The sequence below is a fragment of the Massilia sp. UMI-21 genome, assembly GCA_015277795.1.
Taxonomy (GTDB): domain Bacteria; phylum Pseudomonadota; class Gammaproteobacteria; order Burkholderiales; family Burkholderiaceae_D; genus Telluria.
The window spans coordinates 1,435,183-1,461,750 of sequence record CP063848.1 but is presented as its reverse complement, the minus strand read 5'-3'; the positions used below and the strand labels follow the sequence as shown (position 1 = coordinate 1,461,750).

General features: G+C 66.4%; 22 protein-coding genes and 1 tRNA gene. 10 read left to right on the top strand and 13 right to left on the bottom strand.

Annotated elements, in window-relative coordinates:
• A complete protein-coding gene (gene nth, locus IM543_06510; protein ID QOY95507.1) occupies positions 1-684 on the top strand; it encodes an endonuclease III in 684 nt (227 codons plus the stop codon).
• 89 nt (positions 685-773) lie between these two features.
• Here the strand turns inward: nth and IM543_06505 are convergent, their stop codons facing one another.
• The 6 genes from IM543_06505 to rplU form a co-directional block, all read right to left on the bottom strand.
• On the bottom strand, positions 774-2,354 hold the full coding sequence (locus IM543_06505) for a HAMP domain-containing protein (protein QOY95506.1): 1,581 nt from the start codon (positions 2,352-2,354) through the stop codon (positions 774-776).
• A 149-nt stretch (positions 2,355-2,503) separates the two neighbouring features.
• On the bottom strand, positions 2,504-3,634 hold the full coding sequence (locus tag IM543_06500; protein QOY95505.1) for a glutamate 5-kinase: 1,131 nt from the start codon (positions 3,632-3,634) through the stop codon (positions 2,504-2,506).
• Complete coding sequence (locus tag IM543_06495; GenBank protein QOY95504.1) at positions 3,631-4,041, bottom strand: hypothetical protein; 411 nt, start codon at positions 4,039-4,041, stop codon at positions 3,631-3,633. Before IM543_06495 ends, IM543_06500 begins: the two co-directional genes overlap by 4 nt.
• A 9-nt stretch (positions 4,042-4,050) precedes the next feature.
• Positions 4,051-5,163, bottom strand: coding sequence for a GTPase ObgE (obgE, locus tag IM543_06490; protein QOY95503.1), 1,113 nt, complete (start codon positions 5,161-5,163; stop codon positions 4,051-4,053).
• Between the two features lie 107 nt (positions 5,164-5,270).
• On the bottom strand, positions 5,271-5,543 hold the full coding sequence (rpmA, locus tag IM543_06485; GenBank protein QOY95502.1) for a 50S ribosomal protein L27: 273 nt from the start codon (positions 5,541-5,543) through the stop codon (positions 5,271-5,273).
• Between the two features lie 42 nt (positions 5,544-5,585).
• A complete protein-coding gene (gene rplU / locus IM543_06480; protein QOY96546.1) occupies positions 5,586-5,897 on the bottom strand; it encodes a 50S ribosomal protein L21 in 312 nt (103 codons plus the stop codon).
• Positions 5,898-6,190: 293 nt separating this feature from the next.
• Here rplU and ispB point away from each other — a divergent pair, with 293 nt between their 5' ends.
• Together ispB and IM543_06470 are read left to right on the top strand one after the other, a co-directional pair.
• Positions 6,191-7,177, top strand: coding sequence for an octaprenyl diphosphate synthase (gene ispB, locus IM543_06475; protein QOY95501.1), 987 nt, complete (start codon positions 6,191-6,193; stop codon positions 7,175-7,177).
• Between the two features lie 52 nt (positions 7,178-7,229).
• Positions 7,230-7,306 (top strand) — tRNA-Pro (locus IM543_06470).
• A 129-nt stretch (positions 7,307-7,435) separates the two neighbouring features.
• Here IM543_06470 and IM543_06465 read toward each other — a convergent pair.
• From IM543_06465 to IM543_06445, 5 genes are all read right to left on the bottom strand, one after another.
• A complete protein-coding gene (locus IM543_06465; protein QOY95500.1) occupies positions 7,436-8,845 on the bottom strand; it encodes an MEDS domain-containing protein in 1,410 nt (469 codons plus the stop codon).
• A 206-nt stretch (positions 8,846-9,051) separates the two neighbouring features.
• Positions 9,052-10,908 (bottom strand): sodium transporter, encoded by a 1,857-nt coding sequence (locus tag IM543_06460; protein QOY95499.1) that lies wholly within the window; start codon positions 10,906-10,908, stop codon positions 9,052-9,054.
• 312 nt (positions 10,909-11,220) lie between these two features.
• Positions 11,221-12,534, bottom strand: coding sequence for a mechanosensitive ion channel family protein (locus tag IM543_06455; GenBank protein ID QOY95498.1), 1,314 nt, complete (start codon positions 12,532-12,534; stop codon positions 11,221-11,223).
• A 3-nt stretch (positions 12,535-12,537) separates the two neighbouring features.
• Positions 12,538-12,729, bottom strand: coding sequence for a hypothetical protein (locus tag IM543_06450; protein ID QOY96842.1), 192 nt, complete (start codon positions 12,727-12,729; stop codon positions 12,538-12,540).
• Positions 12,719-13,849 (bottom strand): AI-2E family transporter, encoded by a 1,131-nt coding sequence (locus IM543_06445; GenBank protein ID QOY95497.1) that lies wholly within the window; start codon positions 13,847-13,849, stop codon positions 12,719-12,721. Before IM543_06445 ends, IM543_06450 begins: the two co-directional genes overlap by 11 nt.
• 230 nt (positions 13,850-14,079) lie before the next feature.
• Here IM543_06445 and IM543_06440 point away from each other — a divergent pair, with 230 nt between their 5' ends.
• The 5 genes from IM543_06440 (at position 14,080) to IM543_06420 (ending at position 21,182) form a co-directional block, all read left to right on the top strand.
• On the top strand, positions 14,080-14,829 hold the full coding sequence (locus IM543_06440; GenBank protein ID QOY95496.1) for a hypothetical protein: 750 nt from the start codon (positions 14,080-14,082) through the stop codon (positions 14,827-14,829).
• A gap of 2 nt (positions 14,830-14,831) precedes the next feature.
• Complete coding sequence (locus tag IM543_06435) at positions 14,832-15,794, top strand: hypothetical protein (GenBank protein ID QOY95495.1); 963 nt, start codon at positions 14,832-14,834, stop codon at positions 15,792-15,794.
• A gap of 30 nt (positions 15,795-15,824) precedes the next feature.
• Positions 15,825-16,211, top strand: coding sequence for a hypothetical protein (locus IM543_06430; protein QOY95494.1), 387 nt, complete (start codon positions 15,825-15,827; stop codon positions 16,209-16,211).
• 290 nt (positions 16,212-16,501) lie between these two features.
• Entirely contained in the window at positions 16,502-18,868 is a 2,367-nt protein-coding gene (locus tag IM543_06425) for a S9 family peptidase (protein QOY95493.1), read from the top strand.
• A gap of 295 nt (positions 18,869-19,163) precedes the next feature.
• Positions 19,164-21,182 carry a hypothetical protein gene (locus IM543_06420; protein QOY96545.1) on the top strand — a complete coding sequence of 673 codons (2,019 nt, stop codon included), beginning with the start codon at positions 19,164-19,166 and terminating at the stop codon, positions 21,180-21,182.
• On the opposite strand, the gene IM543_06415 is transcribed toward IM543_06420, so the two are convergent.
• Together IM543_06415 and IM543_06410 are read right to left on the bottom strand one after the other, a co-directional pair.
• Positions 21,156-22,394, bottom strand: coding sequence for a M20/M25/M40 family metallo-hydrolase (locus tag IM543_06415; GenBank protein QOY95492.1), 1,239 nt, complete (start codon positions 22,392-22,394; stop codon positions 21,156-21,158). The genes IM543_06420 and IM543_06415 overlap by 27 nt on opposite strands.
• 14 nt (positions 22,395-22,408) lie before the next feature.
• Positions 22,409-23,644, bottom strand: coding sequence for a urate hydroxylase PuuD (locus tag IM543_06410; protein ID QOY95491.1), 1,236 nt, complete (start codon positions 23,642-23,644; stop codon positions 22,409-22,411).
• A 114-nt stretch (positions 23,645-23,758) separates the two neighbouring features.
• Between IM543_06410 and IM543_06405 the strand changes: the two genes are divergently transcribed.
• Both IM543_06405 and IM543_06400 read left to right on the top strand, forming a co-directional pair.
• Entirely contained in the window at positions 23,759-24,697 is a 939-nt protein-coding gene (locus tag IM543_06405) for a LysR family transcriptional regulator (protein QOY95490.1), read from the top strand.
• 106 nt (positions 24,698-24,803) lie between these two features.
• Positions 24,804-26,561, top strand: coding sequence for an allantoate amidohydrolase (locus tag IM543_06400; protein ID QOY95489.1), 1,758 nt, complete (start codon positions 24,804-24,806; stop codon positions 26,559-26,561).
• Positions 26,562-26,568 lie beyond the last annotated feature (7 nt).

The window sequence follows — 26,568 nt, the reverse complement described above, 5'->3', positions numbered from 1 at the left end:
ATGAATCCCGCCAAGCGTCTAGAAATCTTCACGCGTTTTCGCGCCGCCAACCCGAAGCCGACCACCGAGCTCGAATTCGGCTCGCCCTTCGAACTCCTGATCGCGGTGCTGCTGTCGGCGCAGTCGACCGACGTCGGCGTCAACAAGGCCACGCGCCGCCTGTATGCGGTGGCGAACACGCCCCAGGCCATGCTCGACCTGGGACTGGACGAGCTCAAGTCGTACATCTCGACCATCGGCCTGTACAACAACAAGGCCAGGAACGTGCTCGCCACCTGCCGAATCCTGGTCGACCAGTTCGGCGGCGAGGTGCCGCGCGAGCGTGAAGCGCTGGAAGCCCTGCCGGGCGTGGGCCGCAAGACCGCCAACGTGGTGCTCAATACCGCCTTCGGTGAGCCGACCATGGCGGTCGACACCCACATCTTCCGGGTCGCGAACCGCACCAGGATCGCACCGGGCAAGAACGTCGACATCGTCGAACAGAAGCTGCTCAGGTTCGTGCCCAGGGATTTTCTTCACGATGCCCATCACTGGCTGATCCTGCACGGCCGCTACACCTGCGTGGCGCGCAAACCGAAGTGCTGGAACTGCCTGATCAGTGACCTGTGCGAGTTCAAGGACAAGACCCCGGCGCCCGCCGGGGTGATGGACCCGGCCGCCGACCTGGCGGCGCAACCCGGTTAGGCCGCATCGGCCGGGCCGCGTTTGTGCTGTCGCGAACGAGGCATGGATGAATGTTGCTCGACGCTAAAAGCGCCTAGATGCCTGGGCGCCTAGGCGGCAAGGCGTGGCGGGGCGCGCAGGCCGATCACCTTGCGCCCTTCGCCCGCATGCGCCAGCTTGAACACCGCGACCACCTCGTTCAGTGCCTGCGTCTGTTCGCGCAGCGACTCCGCCGCCGCCGCGGCTTCTTCCACCAGGGCCGCGTTCTGCTGGGTGGCGGTGTCCATTTCGCCGACCGCCACGTTAACCTGCGCAATGCCCGCGCCCTGCTCGGCGCTGGCGGTGCTGATCTCGGCGATGATGTCCATCACGCGGCGCACGCTGGTGACGATGTCGCCCATGGTGGCGCCGGCCTCGCCCACCAGGCGGTTGCCGGCGTCGACGCGCTGCACCGAATCGTTGATCAGCTCCTTGATTTCCTTGGCCGCCGTGGCGGAACGCTGCGCCAGGTTGCGCACCTCGCCCGCCACCACGGCGAAGCCGCGGCCCTGCTCGCCCGCCCGCGCAGCTTCGACCGCTGCGTTCAGCGCCAGGATGTTGGTCTGGAAGGCGATGCCGTCGATGACGCTGATGATGTCGACGATCTTGCGCGATGAATCGCTGATCGAGGCCATGGTGCCGACCACCTGCTCGACCATGTTGCCGCCTTTGGATGCCACTTCGCACGCCGAGATCGCGAACATGCTGGCCTGCTGAGCGCTCTCGGCATTGCGCTGCACCGTGGCGGTGAGCTCCTCCATCGAGGAGGCCGTTTCCTCGATCGCGCCTGCCTGCTGCTCGGTGCGGCGCGACAGGTCGGCATTGCCGTGCGCAATTTCATCGGAAGCCACGGCGATGGTTTCGGTACCGCTGCGCACCTGGGCCACGATGGCCTGCAGGCTGCCCGTCATGTCATTCAGCGCCTGCAGCAACTGCCCGGTTTCATCATTGCCGCGTACCTCGATGAGGGTGCGCAGGTCGCCCGCGGCGACGCTTTGCGCCGCTTCGACGGCATCTTCGATCGGACGGGTGATCGAACGCGACACCAGCGCGCCGGCGACCACCGCAGCCACCGCGCCCAGCAACATCAGGCTGTAGCTCAGCAGCGTGGCCCGCTCGCCGACGGCCTCGGCCTCGACAACTGTCGCGACCGCCTGTTTCGACATCGCGTTCTCGGCCTGTTCCAGCAGTTCGGCGGGTGTCCGGTCCATGCCCTTGACAGCCCGGTCACCGGCGCCGGCGTCGAATTCGGCGCTGCTGAAGTCGGCAAACCCGCGGCGATAGCCCTCGCCCATCTTCGCATGCGCGCTCGCGAAGCGGGTCAAGAGCTCGCGCACTTCGCCAGCCGGCAGCGCAGCAATCAGGCCCTTCGCTTCAGCGGCGACCTCGGTTTCGTGCTTCTGGAACGCGCTCCAGTACTTGTTGCGCTGTTCCTCGTCCTTGCCGCGCAAGAGCGTGTTTTTCCATTCCTGGGTCTGCAGGCGGAAACGCGACAGCAGGCCTCCGACACGCTGGGCATGGCCCGACTGGCTGACCGCGTCGTTGGAGGTGTCGAGCGCACGATTCATCTGGCTCATGCCGAAGAACCCGGCGCAGGCGACGAGCAGGGTGACGGCTGCAAAGCCAAGGGGAAGCTTACGGCTGAGTTTCATAATGGCTCACAGATCGGGGCAGGGTTGTCAATACGTATTTAATTTCCTCAAGTCTAAAGATTTTGTATCCGCAAGGCAAAATTTATGTGATTTGACGATGCGGGCGCCCAAAGAAAGTGTATCCATATAGCAACATATCCAGCTTAGCCTCAGAGCAACACCATGTTATCGCGGTGCACCAGTTCCGGTCCTTCGACATAGCCCAGGATCCGCTCGATCTCGGCCGACGAATGACGCATGATGCGCCGCACTTCGCTGCTGGTGTAGTTGGTGAGCCCGCGCGCCAGCGGCTTGCCCGCCTCGTCGATGCAGGTGATCACCTGCCCGCGTCCGAATTCGCCGCGCACCGCGACCACGCCGATCGGCAACAGCGACTTGCCTTCGCGAGTGAGCTTTTGCACCGCGCCGGCATCGATCACGACTTCGCCGGTCGTGTGCAGGTGGTCGATCATCCACTGGCGGCGCGCGGTCAGGCGCCCGGTCGGGGCGAGCAGCTGGGTGCCGATCGCTTCGCCGGCGGCCAGGCGGGTGAGCACGTTATCCTCGCGGCCCCAGGCGATGATGGTGTGGGCGCCCGAGCGCGCCGCGCGCCTGGCCGCCAGTACCTTGGTCAGCATGCCGCCGCGCCCCAGGCTGGAGCCGGCGCCGCCGGCCATCGCCTCCAGCGCCGGGTCGCCCGCCTGCGCCTGGTCGATCAGGCGCGCGTGCGGGTCCTTGCGCGGGTCGGCGGAGAACAGGCCGCGCTGGTCGGTGAGGATCGCCAGCACATCGGCTTCGATCAGGTTCGCCACCAGCGCGCCCAGGGTGTCGTTGTCGCCGAACTTGATCTCGTCGGTGACGACGGTGTCGTTCTCGTTGATGATCGGCACCACGCCCAGGCGCAGCAGAGTGGTGAGCGTGGAGCGTGCGTTCAGGTAGCGTTCGCGGTCGGCCAGGTCGGCATGGGTGAGCAGTACCTGGGCGGTCTGGATGCCGTGGCTGCGGAAACTGGTCTCGTAGATCTGCGCCAGGCCCATCTGGCCGCAAGCGGCGCAGGCCTGCAGTTCGTGGATGTCGGTGGGACGGGCGGCGAAGCCGAGGCGCAGCATGCCTTCGGCGATCGCGCCCGACGACACCAGCACGACCTCCTTGCCAAGGGCGCGCAAGGCGGCGATCTGGAAGGCCCAGCGGGCGATGGCGGTGTGGTCCAGGCCCCTGCCTTCGTCCGTGACGAGCGAGGAACCGACCTTGACGATGATGCGGGAGGCTTGCTGGAGCGTTGAATGATGAGCTGAGGTCATGGCGACAGGAATTTTCCTCGCGGCCGTAAGGCCAGCAGGGAAAGTCCTGCCAACAACTCGACCGCGCAGACTGCTAATAATACCCCCTTCGGCAATCCGATCGCGAAAGCCGCGACCAGGCGCCCGGCCGGTTGGGCCAGGAGGAACAATGCGGTGAGGTCGACGAGCAGGGGCTGGTCGCCCTGTCTCGCTGCCAGCAGCGCCAGCATCGCGGTAGCGAGGCGCATGCCCACGTAGACGGCGTAGAACTGGCTGTAGCCGTTCACGCCGACGAGAAAGATGCCCATCGCCGACGCGATACGGTCGGGATCGAGCATGGCCGCCAGGGCCGCCAGCGAACTGGCGGTGGCGACGAGTTGCAGCAGCTGGCCGCGCAGCCAGCCGCGGTTCAGCGCAGCCGCAGCCAAGTTGACGCCTTACTCTTCGATGATCTTGAAGCGCGGATCGTCCGGGTCGATCGAGTTGATGCCGCGCGCTTCCTCGGTCATCGTTGTCTCTTCGGCGCGGTGTTCGCTGGTGCGCTTCTCTTCCAGGTGCAGGTAGATCGCATTGACCAGGTCCTGGCAGCCTTCGCGGTTCAGTGCCGAGATCTCGAACACAGGCCCTTTCCAGGCCATGCGCTTGACGAAGTCTTTCACCCGCTTCTTGCGCTCGGATTCGTCGACCACGTCGAGCTTGTTCAGCACCAGCCAGCGCGGCTTGTTCAGCAGCTCTTCGTCGTACTTTTCCAGCTCCTTGACCAGGGCCTTGGCTTCCTTGACCGGATCGGCTTTCTCATCGAAGCCCGAGAGGTCGACGATGTGCAGCAGCAGGCCGGTACGCGCCAGGTGGCGCAGGAACTGGTGGCCCAGGCCCGCGCCTTCGGCGGCGCCCTCGATCAGGCCCGGGATGTCGGCGATCACGAAGCTCTTCTCGTGCGACACGCGCACCACGCCCAGGTTCGGGTGCAGGGTGGTGAACGGGTAGTCGGCGATCTTCGGCTTGGCGTTCGAGACGGCCGTGATGAAGGTTGACTTGCCGGCGTTCGGCATGCCCAGCAGGCCGACGTCGGCCAGCACCTTCAGCTCCAGGCGCAGGGTGCGGCGCTCGCCTTCCTTGCCCTCGGTCTTCTGGCGCGGTGCGCGGTTGGTCGAGGTCTTGAAGTGGATGTTGCCCCAGCCGCCCTCGCCGCCCTTGGCGAGCAGTTCGGTCTGGCCGTGTTCCATCAGGTCGGCGATGATTTCGCCGTTGACGTCGTCCACGATCAGGGTGCCGACCGGCATGCGCAGGTAGACATCTTCGGCGCCCTTGCCGTAGCAGTCCGAGCCGCGGCCCGGTTCGCCGTTGCGTCCATGGTGGGTCTTCGAGTAACGGAAGTCGACCAGGGTGTTGATGTTACGGTCGGCCACCACGTAGATCGAGCCGCCCTTGCCGCCGTCGCCGCCGTCCGGGCCGCCGAATGGGCGGAACTTCTCGCGGCGGAACGAGGCGCACCCGTTGCCGCCGTCGCCGGCGATGACTTCAATTCTTGCTTCGTCGATAAACTTCATGATGGTGACCGATAAAAACTAAAAAGGCTCTACCGTGGGCAGAGCCTTTCGATGGAAGGCTTGCGCCTTGCAAAGAGCGCCGCGTATGCGGCGCGTGTGCTTACTTATTAAGCAGCGACTGCTTCGTTAGCAACGACGGTCACGAACTGCTTCGAGCCGACGCCTTGCTTGACGAACTTGACGGTACCGTCGACCAGCGCGAACAGGGTGTGATCCTTGCCGGTGCCGACGTTGGTGCCAGCGCGCACCGGGGTGCCGCGTTGACGGATGATGATGCCGCCGGCGTTGATCGCCTGGCCGCCGTAGACTTTCACGCCGAGGCGTTTGCTTTCTGAGTCACGGCCGTTGCGGGTAGTACCGCCACCTTTTTTGTGTGCCATTTATTTGCTCCTTGATGAATGAACTTGGTGAATCGAACGGGATTAGCCGTTGATCGACACCACCTGGATTTCGGTGAAGTTCTGGCGATGGCCCTGACGCTTCTGGTAGTGCTTACGACGGCGCATCTTGAAGATGCGGACCTTGTCGTGGCGACCGTGAGAAACAACTTTCACCAGGACCGAGGCACCTTCGACCAGCGGAGCACCAAACTTGATGCTGTCGCCCGCGCCGAGCGCGAGAACTTGATCGATGGTGAGTTCGGAACCAATGTCAGCAGGTATCTGTTCTACTTTGAGTTTTTCGCCAGCGACAACTTTGTATTGCTTGCCACCGGTTTTTATGACCGCGTACATGATTGAAACCTCATCAAATGTTAAAAGAATCCCACCGGCGTCGAGACGCTGGACTGTTCGGATGCCGGGGAACAGGGGATTATACATAATTCGTGGCAAGCGGTCAAAAGGCCTTGACGATTCTTGCGGCCCGTGTTGCAAGTTGGCGCAATGGCAAGGCTTGCGGCGGATGCGGCCCGACCAGGCCGACGGGTGCTGAGTCATCAGTGGGACACCCTTCCCTTGCATGTCGTATAATCCCCGCACAAAATCCACGCCATTTAGTAATACTCACTGTTTATCGCAGGTTCGCCTTGTCAGCCGCTACCCAACACGCACAGAACACCATCGCCCAATCGATCGCCACCGACATGGAGGCCGTGAACGCGGTGATCCGACAGCGACTGCACTCCGAAGTGAGCCTGGTAAACCAGATCGCCGAGTACATCATCAGCGCAGGCGGCAAACGCATCCGCCCGGTGCTGGTACTGCTGCTGGCCAACGCCTATGGCTACAAAGGCAGCGCGCACCACGAACTGGCGGCAGTGGTCGAATTCATCCATACCGCCACCCTGCTGCACGACGACGTGGTCGACGAATCCTCGATGCGCCGCGGCCGCCAGACGGCCAACGCCCTGTTCGGCAACGCCGCCTCGGTGCTGGTCGGCGACTTCCTGTATTCGCGTTCGTTCCAGATGATGGTCGGCCTGAATGACATGCGCGTGATGCGCATCCTGTCCGACGCCACCAACGTGATCGCCGAGGGCGAAGTGCTGCAGCTGCTGAACATGCACGACCCGGACGTCACCCACGAGAGCTACCTGAAGGTGATCCGCTCCAAGACCGCCAAGCTGTTCGAGGCGGCCGCCGAGCTGGGCGCCCTGGTCGGCGGCGGCGATGACGACGCCATCGCCGCCGCCGGCGAATACGGCCGCTCGCTGGGCACCGCCTTCCAGCTGATCGACGACGTGCTGGACTACGCCGGCGACGCCGCCGAGATCGGCAAGAACCTGGGCGACGACCTGCGTGAAGGCAAACCGACCCTGCCGCTGATCTGGCTGATGGAAAACGGCACGCAAGAGCAACGCCAGCTGGTGCGCAACTGCATCGAGCACGGCGACGAGGAACAGTTCGAAGCGGTACTGGCGGCGGTGACCTCGAGCGGTGCGCTGGACTACACCCGCCGCCAGGCGGAACAGGCCGCCGAGCGTGCGGCCGAAGCCATCGCCGGCCTGCCGGACAATGTCTACAAATCGAGCCTGCTGCAGCTCTGCAGTTTCGCTGTTGACAGGAACCATTGAGCCGAATATAGTAATGCCTTCCCGAGATTTCGACCACGAAGTCTCAAACAGTCGGGGTGTAGCTTAGCCCGGTAGAGCGCTACGTTCGGGACGTAGAGGCCGGAGGTTCGAATCCTCTCACCCCGACCACAGAATATTCTTACAAAACAGCGAGCTTCGGCTCGCTGTTTTGTTTTCCGCATGGCGGTTCCATGATTCGAGTCGCTTCCCCGCCCCCGAGCCGGCTCGAGCGCGGACTGCAGGCCATCGCCGGTAGTGCTACTCGTCGAGACCCGCGGCCTGTCCCAGCGCTTCGGCTTTTCCCGGTTCACCGCATACCGCGAGCCGGATCGTGAAGACGCTTCCCCGGTTAAGCCCTTCGCTGAAGGCTTCGATCGTTCCTCCATGCATCTCGACAATACGGCGGGCCAATGTCAGGCCGATGCCGAGCCCTCCGTCCGAGCGCGCCAGAGAACGCGGAAGCTGCGTGAACAGTTCGAAAACGGAATCCAGCATCGATTCGGGAATTCCGCTGCCGTTGTCCTGCACGGTAATTGTCGCGATGCCATCATCGACCTGCGCGGCGATGGCGATTTCGCCGCCGCTCGGCGTATATTTGGCCGCGTTGTTGAGAAGATTGCTGAACACCTGGGTGAGCCGTGTGATGTCCGCGTGAACATGCACCGAACGATTCGGTACCGTCATCGACAAGGCGTGCCCACGCTGGTCGATCAGGGATCGCGCCTGCTCCACGGCCGTTTCGATCACGTCTGCCAGGGGGGCTGCCTTTTTTTCTAACTGGATATGTCCTCGGGTTACGCGTGCGGTGTCCAGGAGATCGTCGACCAGGCGGGTCAAGTGATTCGCCTGACGCTTGAGGACGATCGCGCTCTTGGCGATGACAGAGCCGTCAGGCGCAAAAGTATTGATCAGTTCTGCCGCGGTCTGGATCGGGGCCAAGGGATTGCGCAATTCATGGCCCAGCATGGCAAGGAACTCGTCGCGCGCGTTGAGTGCAGCGTTCAGTGCAGCGGTTCTCGCCAGGACGCGCTCCTCGAGCTCGGTATTCATCCGCAGCAAACGGTCCTTGGCGACCTTGAGCGCAGAGCTCTCCAGCAATTCCCAGTCCCCTTCACGTCGTGTGAGAGCGAACTGATGATGCCGACACACATCGAGCACATCGGACGAGTTGCAGTTATCCAGCGCATACGTACAGAGCGCTATCAGCTTGCGCTCACTGAACGCTTCGTTGACCTGGCTCTCGTACGCCATGAATTCCGCCCATCCCGAGCGTTCCACCCAGCTAGTGTCACCGGTCAAGCGCAGGCCGACAAAACCTTTTTCGCGCGAACGTGCTTCGCGCTCGAGCCAACTGGCCAGCACTGTGTCGGCGTCGAAGCCCGCAGCTCCTTGATACCAGTCGGAAATCGAAACGATCTCGATTTGCCCGCTTGCGAGGTAGTCATCCAGATCGGGAACGGATTGCGCGAGCAGGGTCTTCGCCTTCTGCACGTCGAGTACGCCTGATGTCACCCATAAGCATGCTTCGTTCGCCGCCAGACCTGCCGTGAAGAAGGGAACGAGCGTTTCGATGAGATCCTGCTCGCTCTGGTAAAACTGGCAAAAGTGAGCGCCCCATGGAATATCTCCGACGGCATCGATGCCCGACCTGCGAATCGTGTTGCTCATTAATCATTCTCCCCGGGGCCGCTCAACAAAGGCAAGCCAGCATCATACACGCGCAATGGCGCGCCTTGACGCTGTTTCGCAGGCAGCGCCCGACCCGGGCCTTCATTCACGGCGCTCCCGGCCGCGCATCCATCGCAAGGAGGGCCGGCAGCAGGAACCCGCAGCACGTCGGTCCCGGGCCGATCGCTTCGTGTCGGACATGAAGCTCATCCATACTCGGCCGGCGCGGATTCCCGCGTTCGCTCGCGCGCGCGCGCCGTCTCCGGCGCACGCGCCCCCAACCCCAGCGCCAGCGCGCCACCAAGCAGCCACGCCAGGCCGATCCCAAGCTCCCCCAGCAGCAGCATCCGGTGCACCGCGACCAGCAAGGCTACCGTGCCGCCCACCACGCCGGCCCAGCGCAGGGCCGTGACGGCGATCGTGCGCGCGCCGCGGCGCTGGCTGGTGCCGGGCCAGAAGCCGACCGGAGCGATGTCGGCGACGAAGCCACGGATCGTCTCCGGGGCGGTCGGCGGGCCCCACAGCATGCCGGCGGCCAGGCCGAGCAGGCTGGCGCCGGCGATGACCAGCAGTTCCGTTTCATAAGGCAGGGACACCCAATTCAGCGCGAGCGCCGTGGCCAGGCCGGCTGCCATCGCGGCCAGTTCGCCGGCCGCGTTCACCCGCCACCAGACCCAGCGCAAGGCGGTCGGGGCGCCGAGCGCGGCGCCGAGCGCGGCGACCCACTTCCAGGCCTGCTCGATGGTGTCGATCTGGAAGCTGACCAGCACCGCGCCCACCGCGAAGGCGAGCACCGCCAGGCGCGCCACGCCGATCTGGCGGCGCACCGAGGCCTTCGGCGCCAGGCGCAGGTAGACGTCGTTGACGATGTAGGAGGCGCCCCAGTTCATGTGCGTGTCGATGGTGCTCATGAAGGCCGCCAGCAGGCTGGCCACCATCAGGCCGAGCAGGCCCGGGTGCAGCAGCACGCCCATCAGCACCGGATAGGCCTGCTCGCGGTCGCCCGCCACGCGGGCGGCCGCCCCGCCCAGGGCCGTGCCTTCGGCGCCGATCGGGATCAGGACCAGGGCCGCCAGCCCGACCACCAGCCATGGCCACACGCGGATGACATACTGCAGCACCAGGAACAGCAGCGAGGCCTTGCGCGCATCGAGCGGCGAGCGCGTCGTGTTCAGGCGCTGCATCAGGTAGCCGCCGCCGTCGGCCGGCACGTTGGCATACGATTGCACCAGCATGTACAGGCCGAACAGGGCAAAGGCCACGGCCCCTGCCCCCGGCATGTCGGGGAACAGGTCGAGATAGCTGTGCTCGGCGCCGTACAGGCGGCTCAAGCCTTCGGTCAGGCCGGCGCGCCCGCCCACGGCGGACCAGGCCAGCCAGGCGAACCAGAAGCTGCCCACCAGGGCCAGGCCGAGCTGCACCAGGTCGGTGACGATCACGCCGCGGATGCCGCTCAGGCCCGAATAGACCACCACCAGGCCCAGCAGCAGGACGATGGTGAGGCCGTCGGAGGCGGTGCCCATCGGGGAGTTGGCCGGCCAGTACAGCGCGAAGCCCTGCATCAGGCCGGGGAACCAGGTATCCCAGTGGAAGAAGGGCGAAGCGATCTTGACCATCGCGCGCAGCACCCAGCCGAGGATGATGGCGTTGTAGACGATGCCGTACAGGCCGGCGCGTGCCGTGCGCAGCACCGAGGCCGGCCGGCCGGAATAGCGCTTGGCGATCAATTCGGCGTCGGTCATGACGCCGCTGCGGCTCCAGCTGTCGGCGAACAGCACGACCACGGCGGCGTGCACGCCCATCCAGGCCAGCCAGATCCAGTTGCCGCTGATGCCCTTGGTGGCGATGATGCCGGCCACCGCCAGCGGCGTATCGGCGGCGAAGGTGGTGGCGGCGATCGAGGCGCCGGCCCACCACCACGGCAGCGAACGGTCGGCCAGGAAATAACTGCGTACCCCGCTGCCGGCCAGCTTGCTGGTCCACAGGCCGACCCCCAGGGCCAGCGCGAGGTACAGGCCGATGACGGCCCAGTCGATGGTGTGCAGCGCCAGCGTTTCTCCCATCAGGCAGCCCGCGCAAGAATGGATGGATACAAGGTCGATCTCCTTGGAATGCGCCGCTCGCGCCGCAGGGTGCGCCCTGCTTGCCTGTAGGTGGTCCGTTGGGGGCCCAAAGCGGCCCGAACCGGCCTGTGATCCGAGCGGCCTCGATGAAAGAACGCCACGGCAAGCGCGGTCCGCGGTGGCGATGCGACGAGATATTGACAGTGACACTGCCCGGCGTCTTGCGACGCTGATAAGCAGTCAGTGGGAAATATTGTAACGGCAACTATGATTGAGGGGCAACCCGTGCGGCGGCAAGGGTGTCGTGATCGCCTATTCGCCGGGCCCGGTGCCGGAGGCGGCAGGCACGAGTTCCACGCTCAGCGTCGGCGACGGCAAGGCGATGCCGGCGGCGCGCAGGGCCTCGATGACCGCGAGCCTGGTGCGCGAGGCCGTCGCCACGAAGTCCGAACGGCGCGAGTCGGTCCAGAAGCGCAGCTCCAGCACCAGCGCGTCCTTCTCGAACTGCAGCACCCGCACCGCCGGCGCGGGCTCGGACAAGACCTCGTCCACCTTGGCGGCGGCGTCCAGCAGCACGGCGCAGCAGCGCTGGAGATCGGTGTCGTAGTCCGTGTAGATGCGCAGCGACGCCCGGCGCACCGGACTGGCGGTGTTATTGGTGACGCGCGAGGTGAAGGTCTCCGCATTCGGCACCGAGACCACCCGGCCGTCGTAGGTCCGGATCAGGGTCGCGCGCAACTCGATCCGTTCCACGCTGCCTTCGGTCTCGCCGATGATGATCTGGTCGCCCAGCTGGAACGGGCGCAGGATCAGAATCAGGAGCCCGCTCACGAAGTTCGACAGGATGTCCTTGAGGGCGAAGCCGAGTGCGATGCTGGTCAGGCCCAGGCCGGTCGCGACGTCTTCCGGGTCGAGGCCGAAGGCCCCGGCGGCGACCATCAGCCCGAGCCCCCAGACCGCGTAGTAGCCGACCTGCCGGATCAGGTTCTCGACGGTCAGGTCGGACAGGAACTGACGGAACACCAGGCGCATGATCCAGCGCACCAGCCGGGCCAGCAGCCAGAAACCGAACAAGACCAGGGCGGCGGCCAGCGCACGCGGAATCACCACGATGGCCGACTCCAGCAGGCGTGCGAAGGCGGTTTCGATGCTCGCCTGCACCGCGGTGACGAAACGGCTGCCGGCGGACGTGCGGCGCTCGGCGCCGCGCGCCAGGGCGCGCTCGATGATGCCGCCCCATTGCCGGGCCAGGTCCTGCGCCGGCAGGCCGGCGTCCTGCGCGTCTTCCGTGCCGACCGTCACGATCGGCCGGTCGGCCACGGTGATCAGGTAAGCGCCGGGCGGTGCGGGCGCGGGGACGACACGGATGCTGCGCTGCCGGCTCGGTGCGTCGAGCAGCGCGCCGAGCCTGTCCTCGATCTGCCTGGCGCGGGCGCGCGCCGGCTGGCCGGCCGCATCTCCCACCACGAACAACAGGCGGCCGTCCAGCAGCACCGCCGCCCGGGTGCTTTGTGCCTGCACCCCGGACGACAGCGAAAGCAGCCAGGCGGCAAGCAGGGCCAGCAGCGTCAACCACGAGCGCCGCGAGCACGGGAATCGGGACGGCAGCCCTTGCTCCAGCTGCACGGCTCAGAAGATGAGGCTGAATAAGCCGCTGACGACGAGCAGGCCGATGACGAAGATGATGATGACCGCCCACAGCAGGAATTTCATCATGATGCTCTCCTTGAACAATATCCGATCCCTTATGGTCGCATCGGCGGCGATCGCACAGCGCATGCTTGCCGGGACAGGTCCTGGCGCCGCCCGGTCAATGCGCACCTTCTCCGGCACCCGCAGGCCGTTTGTGAAGGATGTCTTCCACGTACCACATCCTGATCATCACCATGGCCGCCACGGTCAGGGGCGTGGCGAAGACGACGCCGGCAATGCCCGCGACGACCCCGAACAGCACCTGCATCGTCAACAGGAGCGCCGGCGGCATGTCCGCCAGCTTTTGCTGCAGGAATGGTGTCAGTCCGTAGGTCTCGACCGCCTGGACCGCCGCGTACAGCACCAGCACGTACAGTGCCCGTTCGGGCCCCTCGACCAGTGCGATCAGGGCGGCGGGAATGACGGAGAGGATCGGGCCGAAGTTCGGGATGAAGGACAGCAGGGCCGCGATCAGGCCGAGGATCAGCGCCAGGTCGATGCCGAGCAGCATGAGGCCGGCGGTCGTCAACACGCCGACCAGGGCCATCGACGCGAGTTTGGCCAGCAGCCAGTTGCCGAGCATCGTCCCGGTTGCGCACAGGACCTGGCGCGCGCGTTCCTGGCGCGCGGACGGCACCAGCAGCAACAGGCCCTTGATGTACAGCGCCGGCTGGAGCGAGAGGAACAGGCCGACGACCAGGGCGAACAGCAGGTTGCCGAAGACGCCGAGCGTGGAAGAGAAAAAATTGGCGACGTACTGGGCGGTGTCGGAATCGTCCGGCGCCAGCGCGCGCAGCTGGTTCGTGCTTTCCCAGACCCGCGCCACCAGCTCGTATTGCATGAGCTGTTCGCGCAGCCGTTCGGCGGCCCGGGGCAGCCGCTCCGACAGCTTGCCGATCTGGTCGCCGATGTCGGGGGCGATCGCCCACGCGCCCAACCCCAGTGCCAGCAGGGGAAGCAGGATCGCACCGGCCAGGGCCAGCCTTTCGTTGATCCTGGTGCCCGCGTGTATCCAGTGCGCGATCTTGTGGAACAGGATCGCCAACAGGATGCCGCCGAACAGCATCAGCAGGACATCGGCGGTGGCGGCAATGAACAGCAGGAGCACCACGACGAGCGCATACACCGTCGCGTTGACCAGGGCGATACGCGCGACCGAGCTGCTTTCCACGTCAGCCTCTCCTTCCAGATGTTCGCCGGCAGGCAAGAAGTGATGAGCCAGCGTGCGCTTGATTCTAGAGAATTTCATGTGCAGGGGGCGCTCGGCTACCGCCGCCCCCGCCGCTTCCGTCCTGCAGCGCGGGCGCCAGCCACCGGGAAAGGGGCCGGCCAGGCATGTCGTGGCGGAGTCCGGAGCGGGCTCATCTCTGATCCATCACAGCGCGCCCCCGGCCGGCCCGCCCTACTGTAAGGCTTGCCACCGCTCGCCGGGTCCGCCATGACCCGGCGGGGTGGCGCCAACCGGGAAAGGAGTCTGCCATGGCAAGATTCGGAGTCGAAGCGATCCGGTACTTCAGTCATGCGCGCGCCGCAGGCGTGAGCACGGCTGGAGACCTCACCTACACATTTAATCGAAGTAACGGTTTCGACGCAAAGCTGCGCGGTGCCGGCCACACCCGCGCATTCTACTGGGCCAATACCGACTGCTGGGAAACCGATATCCGCGACACCGACCAGGGCGGCGACGACCGCAACTGGGTCGACGCCGTCGACCTGTTCTGGATCGAGACCCATGGCGGCCACGAAGCGGACGGGCGTGCCCGCATGCTGTACGACACCGCGCGCACCGACTGGCGCACCTATTCGAACCGCTGGCAGCTGGGCGAGGACTGGAACAGCGAATGGGTCATGGCGTATTCCTGCGAAACCGTGAACCGCGAGCGCGTGACCGGGTTGTGGAACATCTTCGCGCGCCTGCACATCTACTGCGGCGCCTGGGAAACCATGTACGACGGCATCACCACCGACGAATGCGGCGAGGACGTGGCCGACAACCTGACCGACGGCGACACGGTGTGCAAGGCCTGGCACAACGGCGTGTCCGACTGGTGGGTGGACAACCACCCGATCACGGTGTGCGTGGGCGATGCGGCCACCTGGAACGGCGGGAACATCCGCTGGGAGCGCTCCTACCTGAACCGCGACCACCTGTGGGGACACGGCAACGTGGACCCGGACCTGGCGCCGGCCCGGCAGGCCTGCATCCTGTGGTACTGGACGGAGGGTTGACCATGAACGAACAAGCCTTGATCGACAGCCTGGCCGCATCCTGCCCCGGCAACCTGCCCGGCCGCGCCGACGTGCTGCTACTGCGCCAGTTCACCGAGGATGAGGTACGGGCGCGCGCCACCCGCTTTGTTTCGCTGCTGCGCGAGGTCGATGCCTGCTCGCGCGACCACGCCAGCTTCGGCATGCGCGACGATCGCACGGTGGTGCAGCTGACCGGCGGCGCGCATGCAGTCGTCTACCACGCGTCCGGCGCGCTGCAGTTCAACGCCGGCATCGGGCCGCTGGAGGCGCCCTTCGCCCACGTCGAGGAACGCGAGCAGCTCACTCGCCTGGTGGGCGAAGCTGCGCAACGCCTGCGGGTGAGCGAGTGGACCGGCGACGGCGGCACGCTCGCCTTCGAGCGCCTGTGGCTCACCAAGGGCCAGGGTGCGGACCCGAACCAGCGCCTCTCCGAGCCGGTCCTGTTCCGCGCCACCGGCGCCTGGCGCCATGCGATAGGGGGCGTGCCGGTGCTGGGCGCCGCCTCGGTCGCCATCACGCTGGCGGGCGACGGCCTGCTCCACGGCCTGCAGGTCCGTATCCGCCCCGGCATCGAGGAAACCCTCGACAAGGCCATCGTGACGCCGCCGGAAGCCGGCGCGCAGCTGATCGCCCACAAGCTGCTCAGCGTGCTGGGCCAGGCCAAGGAAAGGCTGCCGGCGGACGCCGTGCGCGTCGAAACGATGCGCTTCGGCTACCTCGACCTCGGCAAGCGCAAGGCCCAGCGCGTGCTGGCCCCGGTGTACGTGGCGCAGGTACAGATCCGGCACCGGCTGGAGACGCAGGGCTACGTGTTCGCCGTGCCGGCCACCGAACGCCTCTACCAGGAGCTGCCGCTGTTCGGCAGCAGCCAGGTGGCGGCCCGTTCGCGCGCGCTGGCGGGCAAGCCCTGTCACGAGGCTTTGCGCCAGGGCCTGGCTGACTGAGCACATCGTCGTGACAGCAGCATTCTTGTCATGAGCCCTGCGCTGGTCGGCCTGGCCGACCAGCGTAGGGAAATTCGCTATCCCGTGCCCGGCATCAGTCGGGCCGCCCCTGGCGCGCGGCAAGGCGGCGCGGTGCTCAACGTGGCGGCAAAGAGACATTCACAGCGTAAATATCAGAAAGAATTTAGAGGGCAACAATTATTCATAATGATGATCGCCGAGATCATCAATCTAAAGTTTATTTATGGCGCTATCCTCCTTATACTGCAATGCAACATCGGAACAAAGACTTTCTCAGGAGGCTTCATCATGACCGTCACCCGCCGCTTCTTCGCCAATGCCCTCGCCGCAGTGCGCAGCTTCTCGATCGAACTGTATGCCGCGCACGGCGGCTGGGCCCCGACCGTCCGCGGCTGAGCATGAGCACCGTCGACACCCTGGTCGTGGTCTTCGCCATCGTGGCAGTCGTGGCCCGCATCGCCATGTTCCTGCCACGTCCGTCGACAGGCGCGGACCATCCGGCCTGAGCGCTGCAACGCAACAGCTGTATTGATCGGTATGGGGCCGGCCCACGTATGTACGTGCGCCGGTATGTACCTTTTTAGCAGGCCCATTCTCCGTATCCCCCGCAGCGTGGAATGCTGAGCTAGAATGCACATCGCATTTCCTGGCAAGAAAGTCCCCTTTCACTCAGCTCCTACGACACGATGCGACTACCAGCACTCACGATCTTCGCAGCGCACCTGGCACTCTTCGCGCTGCCGGCGGCGGCATCCACGCCCATCACCCTCGACCAGGCCATGGCCCATCCCGACTGGATCGGCACCCCGGCGGAAACCGCCTGGTGGAGCTGGGACGGCAAGCAGGTGTTCTACAAGCAGAAGCGCACCGGCTCGCCGATCCGCGACACCTGGGTCGTCGCACAGGGCGCCAGGCCGAAGCTGGTGAGCGATGCCGAAGCGGCGAAGATCGACGCCGCCGCCGTGGTGTACAACCCGGGCCAGACCCGTGCCCTGATGCTGCGTAACGGCGACCTGTTCGAGCGCGACCTGAAGACCGGCGCGCTGGTCCAGATCACGCGCGGCGCCAGCAAGCTGGAAGCGCCGCAATATGCAAGCGACGAGCGTAGTGTCCACTACCGCATCGGCACCGACTGGTATAGCTGGGATCGCGCCACCAGGGTGGTCGGCCCGATCGCACTGCCGCGCGCCGCCAAGGACCCGGCGCTGGACGACGCCGATCCGCTGCGCGAGCAGCAACTGCGCCTGATCGCCACCCTCAAGCGCCAGAAGGACGAGCGCGACGCACTGCGCGAGCGCCAGAACGCGCAGCGCCGCGTCGACCCGACCCTGCCCCCTGCCCCGATCTACCTGGGCGACAAGCTCGAGATCGAGGGCAGCGCCCTGTCGCCCGACGGCCGCTGGCTGCTCGTGGTCACCGCGCCGAAGAACGGTGACAAGGGCCGCGTCGGCAAGATGCCGCGCTACGTGACCGAGTCGGGCTACGAAGAATTCGACGACCAACGCACCCGGGTCGGCCGCAACATGCCGGCGCCGCATGCACTGAAGCTGGTCGACCTGCGCACCAACAAGGTGCAGGACCTGTCCTTCGACGTGCTGCCCGGGATCACGGTCGACCCGCTGGCCGAACTGCGCGCCGCCGCCAAGAAGGAGCCGCTGAAGGGCAACCGCGCGGTGCGTATCGGCGACGGCGCCGACCCTATCGTATGGAGCGCGAACGGCGCCAAGGTCGCCGTCATGCTGCGTTCGGTGGACAACAAGGACCGCTGGATCGCCACGGTCGACCTGGCGGGCGCCAGGCTCAAGCCGCTGCACCGCCTGACCGATGGGGCCTGGGTCAACTACGACAACAACGAATTCGGCTGGCTGCCGGACAACCGCAGCGTGTGGTACCTGTCCGAGGAAAGCGGCTATTCGCACCTGTACACCCGGCCCGCCGAAGGCGGAGCCGCCCGCGCCCTCACCTCGGGCAAATGGGAAGCTTCGGACGTGCGCTGGTCGCATGACGGCAGCGTCGCCTACGTGATGTGCAACCGCGCCACGCCCGGCGACTACGAGGTCTGCGCGGTCGACGCGAAGAACGGCGCGATCCGCGAAGTGACCAAGCTGGACGGCGTCGAACGCTTCCGCCTGTCGCCGGACGAGCGCAAGCTGCTGGTGCACTGGTCGAGCAGCTACACGCCGGTGCAGCTGGCCACGGTGCCGGTAGGCGGCGGCGCGGCCGTCAAGCTCACCGACACCCGCAGCGACGCGTTCAAGGCGCGCCAGTGGATCGAGCCGCAATACGTGACGGTGCCGTCGAGCGCCGGCGGCGATCCGGTCTGGGCCAAGCTGTACCGCCCGGCGCAGCTCGAACCGGGCAAGAAATACCCGGTGGTGATGTTCGTGCATGGCGCCGGCTACCTGCAGAACGTCAGCAAGCGCTACCCGAACTACTTCCGCGAACAGATGTTCCACAACCTGCTGGTCCAGAAGGGCTACATCGTCCTCGACATGGATTACCGCGCCTCCAAGGGCTACGGCAGCAAGTGGCGCACCGCGATCTACCGCCAGATGGGCCATCCGGAACTGGACGACTACATCGACGGCGTGGAGTACATGGTCGCGAACCACCAGGGCGACGCGAAGAACGTGGGCGTGTACGGCGGCAGCTACGGCGGCTTCATGACCTTCATGGCCCTGATGCGCGCACCCGACACCTTCAAGTCGGGCGCGGCGCTGCGTCCGGTGACCGACTGGGTGACCTACAACCACGATTACACCGCGAACATCCTGAATACGCCGGACATCGATCCGCAGGCCTACAAGATCTCGTCGCCGATCGAGTACGCCGACAAGTTGCAGGGCCATCTCCTGATCGCGCACGGCATGATCGACGATAACGTGTTCTACCAGGACTCGGTACGCATGGCCCAGCGCCTGATCGAACTGAAGAAGGACAACTGGGAACTGGCCAGCTATCCGCTGGAGCGCCACGCCTACGTCCAGCCGGAAGCCTGGTACGACCAGTACCGCCGCATCTACCAGCTGTTCGAGCGCACGCTCAAGCCGTAACGCGGTAAGATGAAAGGCGCCTTCGGGCGCCTTTCTTTATCGGCTTCCCATTCGTCCCATGCGACAGCTCCGCTTCCTTATCTCCCTGCTTGCCATCCCCGTCCTGGTCCTTGCCGCCATGCCTGCTGCGCGCAGCCAGACCTTGCCGGAATCCGGCAAGGCCGACCTGCCGGCCGGAGGCGGACTCGATGCCGCCCGGGTGGTCGAGCTCCGCTACGGGGCGGCCATGCCGCCGCCAGCCGGCGCCGTTACGGCGCAGCCGCGCCAGGACAGGATTCCCGGCGCGCTGGCGACGCTGGCGTTCGACAGCACCGGCCAGCAGGAACAGGAAAACGTTCCCGTCACCTTCGGCCAGGTGTTCGGCGTGGGCGTCCTGCAGCGCGGCCAGGAGCTGCGGGCGCGGCTCGCCGATGGCAGCACGCTGCCCCTGCAGACCGACGTCAAGGCGCGCCATCCCGACGGCTCGGTCAGGCATGCCGTCCTGTCCCTGGCACTTGCGCAGCTGTCACCGGCCAAGCCGGTGCTGCTCGGGCTGTTCGCCGGCGGCGCAGCGGCTCCCGTCCGCGCCGCCCCCACCGCGGAGCGCAGCCTGGCGGCGCTGCTGCGCAAGGCCGACGACACCCGGATACGGCTCGAACTGGGCGGCGCCAGCTATTCCGCCAGCCTGCGTGCGCTGCTGGAGACGGCACAGCCGCAACCCTGGCTCGACGGCCCCATCGTGCGCGAATGGCTGGTAGCCGGCCCCCTGCTCGATGCCGACGGCCGGCCCCATCCGCACCTTGCCGTCAGGTTCGCCCTGCGCTGGTATCCGGCGCTGGACAAGGCGCGCATCGATCTCACCGTCGAGAACAACTGGGCGTTCGAGCCCGCACCCCGGAACTTCACCTACGACGTCATGGTCACGCGTGGCGACGACACGGTCTACAGCAAGCCGGGACTGCTTCATTACCACCACGCGCGCTGGCGCAAGCTGTTCTGGTGGGGCGGCGCACCCGCCCTGCATGTGCGGCACGACACCCGGCAACTGATCGCGTCGATGGCGCTGCCCAACTACGACCAGTCGGTCGTGGTCGACGGGTCCAGACTCTCCGGCATGCACGCCGGCTGGAACGGTCCGAAGACGGAACCGATGGGCACCGGCATGGCACTGCGGGCGATGCCCACCACCGGAGGGCGTCCGGACATCGGGCTGCTGCCCGGATGGGCGGCCATGTACCTGCTCGGCATGGACCCGCGCGCGCGCGAACTCACCCTCGGGACGGCCGACCTGGCGGGCAGCTGGTCGATGCACTACCGCGACCGCCGCACCGGGCTGCCCGTGAGCCTGCTCGACTACCCGTACATGACGCGCCTCGGCACCCCCGGCGACGCCCGCAACCCGGCCACCGGCAAGAGCGAACTGTTTCCGGCCTGCGCACGGCCGGACGCCTGCAAGACGCCGAACCGGCACGACGTCTCGCACCAGCCGGCATTCTCCTACCTGCCCTATCTCCTGACCGGCGACCACTATCACCTGGAAGAGCTGCAGTTCTGGGCCATGTACGACGTGTTCGCCTCCAATCCGGGCTACCGCGAGAACCGCAAGGGGCTGCTCAAGCCGGAACAGGTGCGCGGCCAGGCCTGGGGCCTGCGCACGCTCGGCGAGGCCGCCTACCTGACGCCCGACACGCATCCGCTGAAACGCCACTTCGCCCAGATCCTCGACGACAACCTGGACTGGTACAACGCCACCTACACCCGCAACCCCACGGCGAACGCGCTGGGCGTCATCGTCAACGGCTATGCCCTGGCCTACGAGGGCAAGCGCGGGCTGGCGCCCTGGCAGGACGATTTCTTCACAGCGGCTGTCGGCCACCTGGCCGAACTGGGTTTCGCCAAGGCGCGGGAACTGCTGCGCTGGAAGGCGAGGTTTTCGGTGCTGCGCATGACCGGCGACGGCAGCTGCTGGGTCCAGGGCGCCATGTACAGCATGCTGGTGCGCGACAGCGCGACGGCGCCCTTCTATGCCGGCATCGGCGAGGCCTATCGCGCCAGTGTGGCGCCGGAGATGAGGAGCCTGGCTTGCGGCAGTGCCGAAATGGCTGCCGCGCTCAAGCTGCGCACCGGCGAGATGACCGGCTACTCCGCCAGCGACTCGGGTTTTCCCTCGAACATGCAACCCGCGCTGGCCTACGCGGCCGATGCGCTGGGCGAACCCGGACGCAAGGCCTGGCGCCGATTCATGGCGCGCAGCGTCAAGCCTGACTACGGCCAGGGGCCGCAGTTCGCCATCGTGCCGCGCTCGGCCTCAGCCTCCGCCGAGGAAGTCGAATAGGGTCAGCGCCACCACCTTGGTGGCCTTGCGCAGGTCGTCCAGCACCAGGCGCTCGTCGGCCTTCTTGGCGTTCGATTCCGGTACCGTGCGCGGCCCGGCGCCGTACAGCACCGCCGGGATGCCGCGCTCGCCGTACAGGCGCGCGTCCGCGTACAGCGGGGTGCCCTGGGCCGTGACCTCTTCGCCCAGGATGGCGCGGCCGTGGCGCTGCAGGCTCGCCACCAGCCGTTCGGAGCCGGGCAGCGGGCGCAGCGCATGCGACAGCAGCAGGCGCCGAATCTCCAGCCGGATGCCCGGCATGCCGGCCACCGCCTCCTGGATCAGGGCGCGCACCTGGGCCTCCACCGCCACCGGATCTTCTTCCGGAATCATGCGCCGGTCCATCTTCATGACGACCTTGCCCGGTACCACATTGGTGTTGGTGCCACCATCGATGCGCCCGACCAGCATGGTGGGCGAATCGATGCCGGGAACCTGCGACTTGATCTTCTTCAGCTCCGGCAACTGGCCGTAGATCGCGTTCAGGATGCGGGTAGCGGCCTGCAAGGCATCCACCGCCGTTTCCGGCATCGCGCCGTGGCCGGCCTTGCCGTGCACCGTGATCTCCAGCTGCAGGCAGGCGTTGTGGGCGGTGACGATGTTGTAGCTGAAGCCGGCCGCGATCACGTAGTCCGGGCGGGTCAGCTTGTTCTCCAGCAGCCAGCCCGGGCCGAGCAGGCCGCCGAACTCCTCGTCGTAGGTGAAGTGCAGCTCGAGCGCGCCCTTGAGCGGCGCGCCCAGCGCTTCCAGCGCGCGCACCGCGAACACATAGGTGGCGAAGTCGCTCTTCGACACCGCCGCGGCGCGGCCGTAGATCGCCCCGTCTTGGATTTCGGCGCCGTAGGGCGGCCTGGTCCAGCCTTCGCCCGGCGGCACCACGTCGCCATGGGCATTCAAGGCCAGCGTCGGGCCGCCCTGTCCGTAAGGGCGGCGCACGATCAGGTTGGTGATGCTTTCCATGCCGTAGTCATGGACTTCCTGCTCGGGCACGGCGTGCTTCTCGACGTCCCAGCCGTAGCGCGCGAGCATGTCCGCCACCGCCTCGGCATGGGGTGCATTGTTTCCCGGCGGGGTGTCGGTCGGGATGCGGATGACCCCCTGCAGGAAAGCGAGCTGCTCGTCGAAGTGCGCGTCGATCCATTCCAGGAGCTGCTGCCGTTTTTCTTGGTCCATGATGATTGTCCGGTTTATTGTTGCCCTGTTCGTGCGCCGGCTTCGAACCAGGCGCCGATCTGCGCCCGTTCGGCATCGGTCATGTGGGTGAGGTTCGCCAGCGGCATGGCCTTGAGCTGCACGGTCTGCTGGTAGATGCGCTGCGCATTCTGGCTCACCAGTTCGGGCTGGTGCAGCATGACGCCGGCCGGCGCCGTCGCAAAGCCCGGCTGGGTCGGCTGCTGCGCATGGCAGGACACGCAGCGCTGGTCGATGATGGTGCGCACCTGGGCAAAGCGCGCCGCGTCATCGCCCCCCGCCGCCGCCTGGGTTCGCACCGGCGCCGCGGGCGCGATGAGGAAGGCCAGCAGCGCGAGCAGTGCCAGGCCGGCCGCCGGATACTTCCACTCGACGCGGCCCTTGTGGCGCAGGTTGAAGAAATGGCGGATCAACACGCCCGCCGCCATGATCACGCCCAGCACCGCCCATGCGTGCTCGTGGCGATAGGTCATCGCATAGTGGTTGCTGATCATGATGAACAGCACCGGCAGGGTGAAGTAGTTGTTGTGCACGCTGCGCTGCTTGGCCTTGATGCCGTGGACGGGGTCGGGCTGTCGTCCCGCCAGCATGGCGTTCACCATCTTGCGCTGGCCCGGAATGATCAGCATCGCCACGTTCGCCACCATCATGGTGCCGATCATCGCGCCCACGTGCAGGTAGGCCGCGCGGCCGCTGAGCAGGTGGGTGAGCACATAGCTGCTGGCGACCAGGAAGCCGAAGATCACGAGTCCGAAGGCCAGGTCGTGCCTGCCCAGCCTTGATCGGCACAGCAGGTCGTAGACGATCCAGCCGACCACCAGGCTGGCCAGGCCGATGCCCACCGCCTGCCAGCTGCTCAAATCCGCCACGCTGCGGTCGACCATCATCGCCTGCGCATTCAGGTAGTAGACGATGACCAGCAGCGCAAAGCCGGAGAGCCAGGTGGAATAGGCTTCCCACTTGAACCAGTGAAGTTCCTTGGGCAGCTCGGCGGGCGCCACCAGGTATTTCTGCGGGTTGTAGAAGCCGCCGCCGTGCACCGCCCACAGCTCGCCGGCCACGCCCTTGTTCGCCAGTGCCGAGCCCGGCGCCGGCGGGCGAATCGTGTTGTCGAGCCAGACGAAGTAGAAGGACGCGCCGATCCAGGCGATGCCGGTGATGATGTGCAGCCAGCGCACCAGCATGTTGAACCACTCGAGGGCGTACGGTCCAAGATATCCGAATCCATCCATGGAAGGCTTCCTTATCAGTATTCCCCGACGATAGCCTGATTTCATTTTCTGCAACATGAAATTTAGCGTATATTCAACATAACAGTATTGATATACCTGACCCAGACGAACGCCATGGCCAGCCTGCCCCAGCATCTCGACCTGCACCTGATCCGCATCCTCTACCTGCTGCTGCAGGAGAAGAACGTTTCGCGCGTGGCGCTCAAGCTGAACCAGCCGCAGCCCTCGATCTCGGCTTCGCTGCGCAAGCTGCGCGAGCTCACCGGCGACCCGCTGCTGGTGCGCGGCGCGCGCGGCATGGTGCCGACCCAGCACGGCGAGAGCCTGCTCAAGCCCGCCAAGCGCATCCTGGACGAAACCGAGAGCCTGTTCGTGCGCAAGTCGCCCTTCGTGCCGGAGGAAGCGGCGCGCACCTTCCACATCGCCGCGCCCGACTACCTCGACACCCAGTTCCTGCCGGGCGTGGTGGCCTCGCTGCGGCGCGGCTCGCCCAACAGCAAGGTGGTCATCCATGGCCTGGGGCCGGGCCTGGACTACCTGCGCATGCTGTCCGACGGCGAGATGGACCTGGTGATCGCCAACTGGGACGAGCCGCCCGCGCACCTGCACATGTCGAAGCTGTTCGAAGACCCGATCACCTGCACCATGCGCGCCGACAGCCCGTACGCAAGGCGCACGGCAAGCGACGCGATGACGGTCGAGGATTACCTGTCGCTGCCGCACGTGGCGCCTTCGCAGATGCTGCCGGGCTACCACGGCGTGATCGACGCCCACCTCGACCGCCTGGGCCTGCAGCGCAAGGTGGCGGTCGAGTCGCCCTACTTCGGCGTGATTCCCTACATGCTGACCCAGACCGACCTGGTCCTGACCACCGGGCGCCAGTTCATCCGCTTCTACGAACGCACGCTGCCGCTGAAGAGCTTCACGGTGCCGATCAAGTTTCCGCCGATGCGCTTCTACCAGCTGTGGCACCAGCGCGTGCACCAGTCGCTCGAACACAAGTGGCTGCGCGACCAGGTCAGCGCCGCGGCGCGCGCACTGCTTGCCAGGTAAATCCGTGTAATTCCAGGCAAGCGCAATACCCCTTATGCGCCCCGGCGTATAAGCTGGATGGGTTGCAGGAATTATCATCATTGATTCCAATGAGGCGATGCATACCATGACCACCCTGCCGGACCTGAACCGCTGCGCGCCCGACGCCTTCGTCGAGGCGCTGCGCGGCATCTACGAACACTCCCCCTGGATCGCCGGACGCGCCGCCGGCCTGCGCCCCTTCGCGAGCATCGCCGCCCTCAGGCAGGCCTTGCAGGCGACCGTCGTGCAGGCCACGCAGGACGAACAGCTGGCGCTGCTGCGCGCCCACCCGGAACTGGCCGGCAAGGCGGCCATCGCCGGCGAGCTGACGGTCGAGTCGACGGGCGAACAGGCGGCGTCCGGCCTTAACCGCTGCAGCCCGGAAGAGTATGCGCTTCTGCACGAACTGAACGCGCGGTATGGCGAGAAGTTCGGCTTTCCTTTCATCCTGGCGGTCAAGGGCCCGACCGGACAGGGCCTCAGCCGCGCCGCCATCATCGAGACCTTCGCGCGTCGCCTGAACAACACCCGCGACGACGAGATGCGCGAGTCCCTGCGCCAGGTGCACCGCATCGCCGAGATCCGCCTGAACGCGCTGCTGGGCGTCGTGCACCGCTTCGGACGGCAGGTAATGGACTGGGCCGAGACCCTGGGCGCGATCAGCGACAGCGAGGACGGTCTCACCTGCGCCTACATGACCCCGGCCCACCAGCGCACCGCCAGCCAGCTGCTGGAGTGGATGCGGGAAGCCGGCATGGACGCGCGGATCGACGCCGTCGGCAACGTGGTCGGTCGCTACCCGGCCGCCCGGCCGGACGCGAAGACCCTGCTCACCGGCTCGCACTACGACACCGTGCGCCGGGGCGGCAAGTACGACGGCCGGTTCGGCATCCTGCTGCCCATCGCCCTGGTGCGCTACCTGCACCGGCGCGGCGAGCGCCTGCCCTTTCACCTCGATGTCATCGGCTTCGCCGAAGAAGAAGGCGTGCGCTTCCGCAGCACCTTCCTGGGCAGCAGCGCCCTCACCGGCCGCTTCGATCCGGCCTTGCTGGACCGGCAGGACGGCGATGGCGTCACGATGCGCGCAGCGCTGATCGCCGCCGGCCATGAGCCCGCGTCCATCGGCGCGCTGGCGCGCGACCCGGCGTCGACGCTGGGCTTCGTCGAGGTCCACATCGAACAGGGTCCGGTGCTGCTCGAGCGCGGCCTGCCGGTCGGCGTGGTGACGGCCATCGCCGGCAGCTCGCGCTACCTGGTCGACCTGTCGGGCGTGGCCAGCCATGCGGGCACCACGCCGATGGGAATGCGCCGCGACGCCGCCGCCGCCGCCGCCGAAATCGTGCTGCTGGTCGAAGACCGCTGCAGCGGGCGCGGCTCGCTGGTGGGCACGGTCGGCCAGCTCGAGGTGCCCGGCGGCTCGGTCAATGTGATCCCCGGCGATTGCCGGCTCTCGCTCGACATCCGCGCGGCCAGCGACGACGAGCGCCTGGCGGCGGTGGGCGATATCCTGGCCGGCATCGGCGCGATCTGCGCACGGCGCGGCATCGAGGAAAAGCTGTGCAAGCTGGTCGAAGCCGACGCCGCGCCCTGTGCGCCGCACCTGATGGACCGGCTCGGCGCGGCCATCGAGGCGGCCGGACTACCGCGCTTCGACCTGCTGTCCGGCGCCGGCCACGACGCGATGGAGATGGCGCACATGACCGAGGTCGCGATGCTGTTCACGCGCTGCGGCAACGGCGGGATCAGTCACAATCCGCTCGAGACCATGACCGCCGACGATGCCGAGCTGGCGGGCGAGGTGCTGCTGGGCTTCCTGCGCAAGATGGGCGACACGCCGGCTTGAGGCGCAT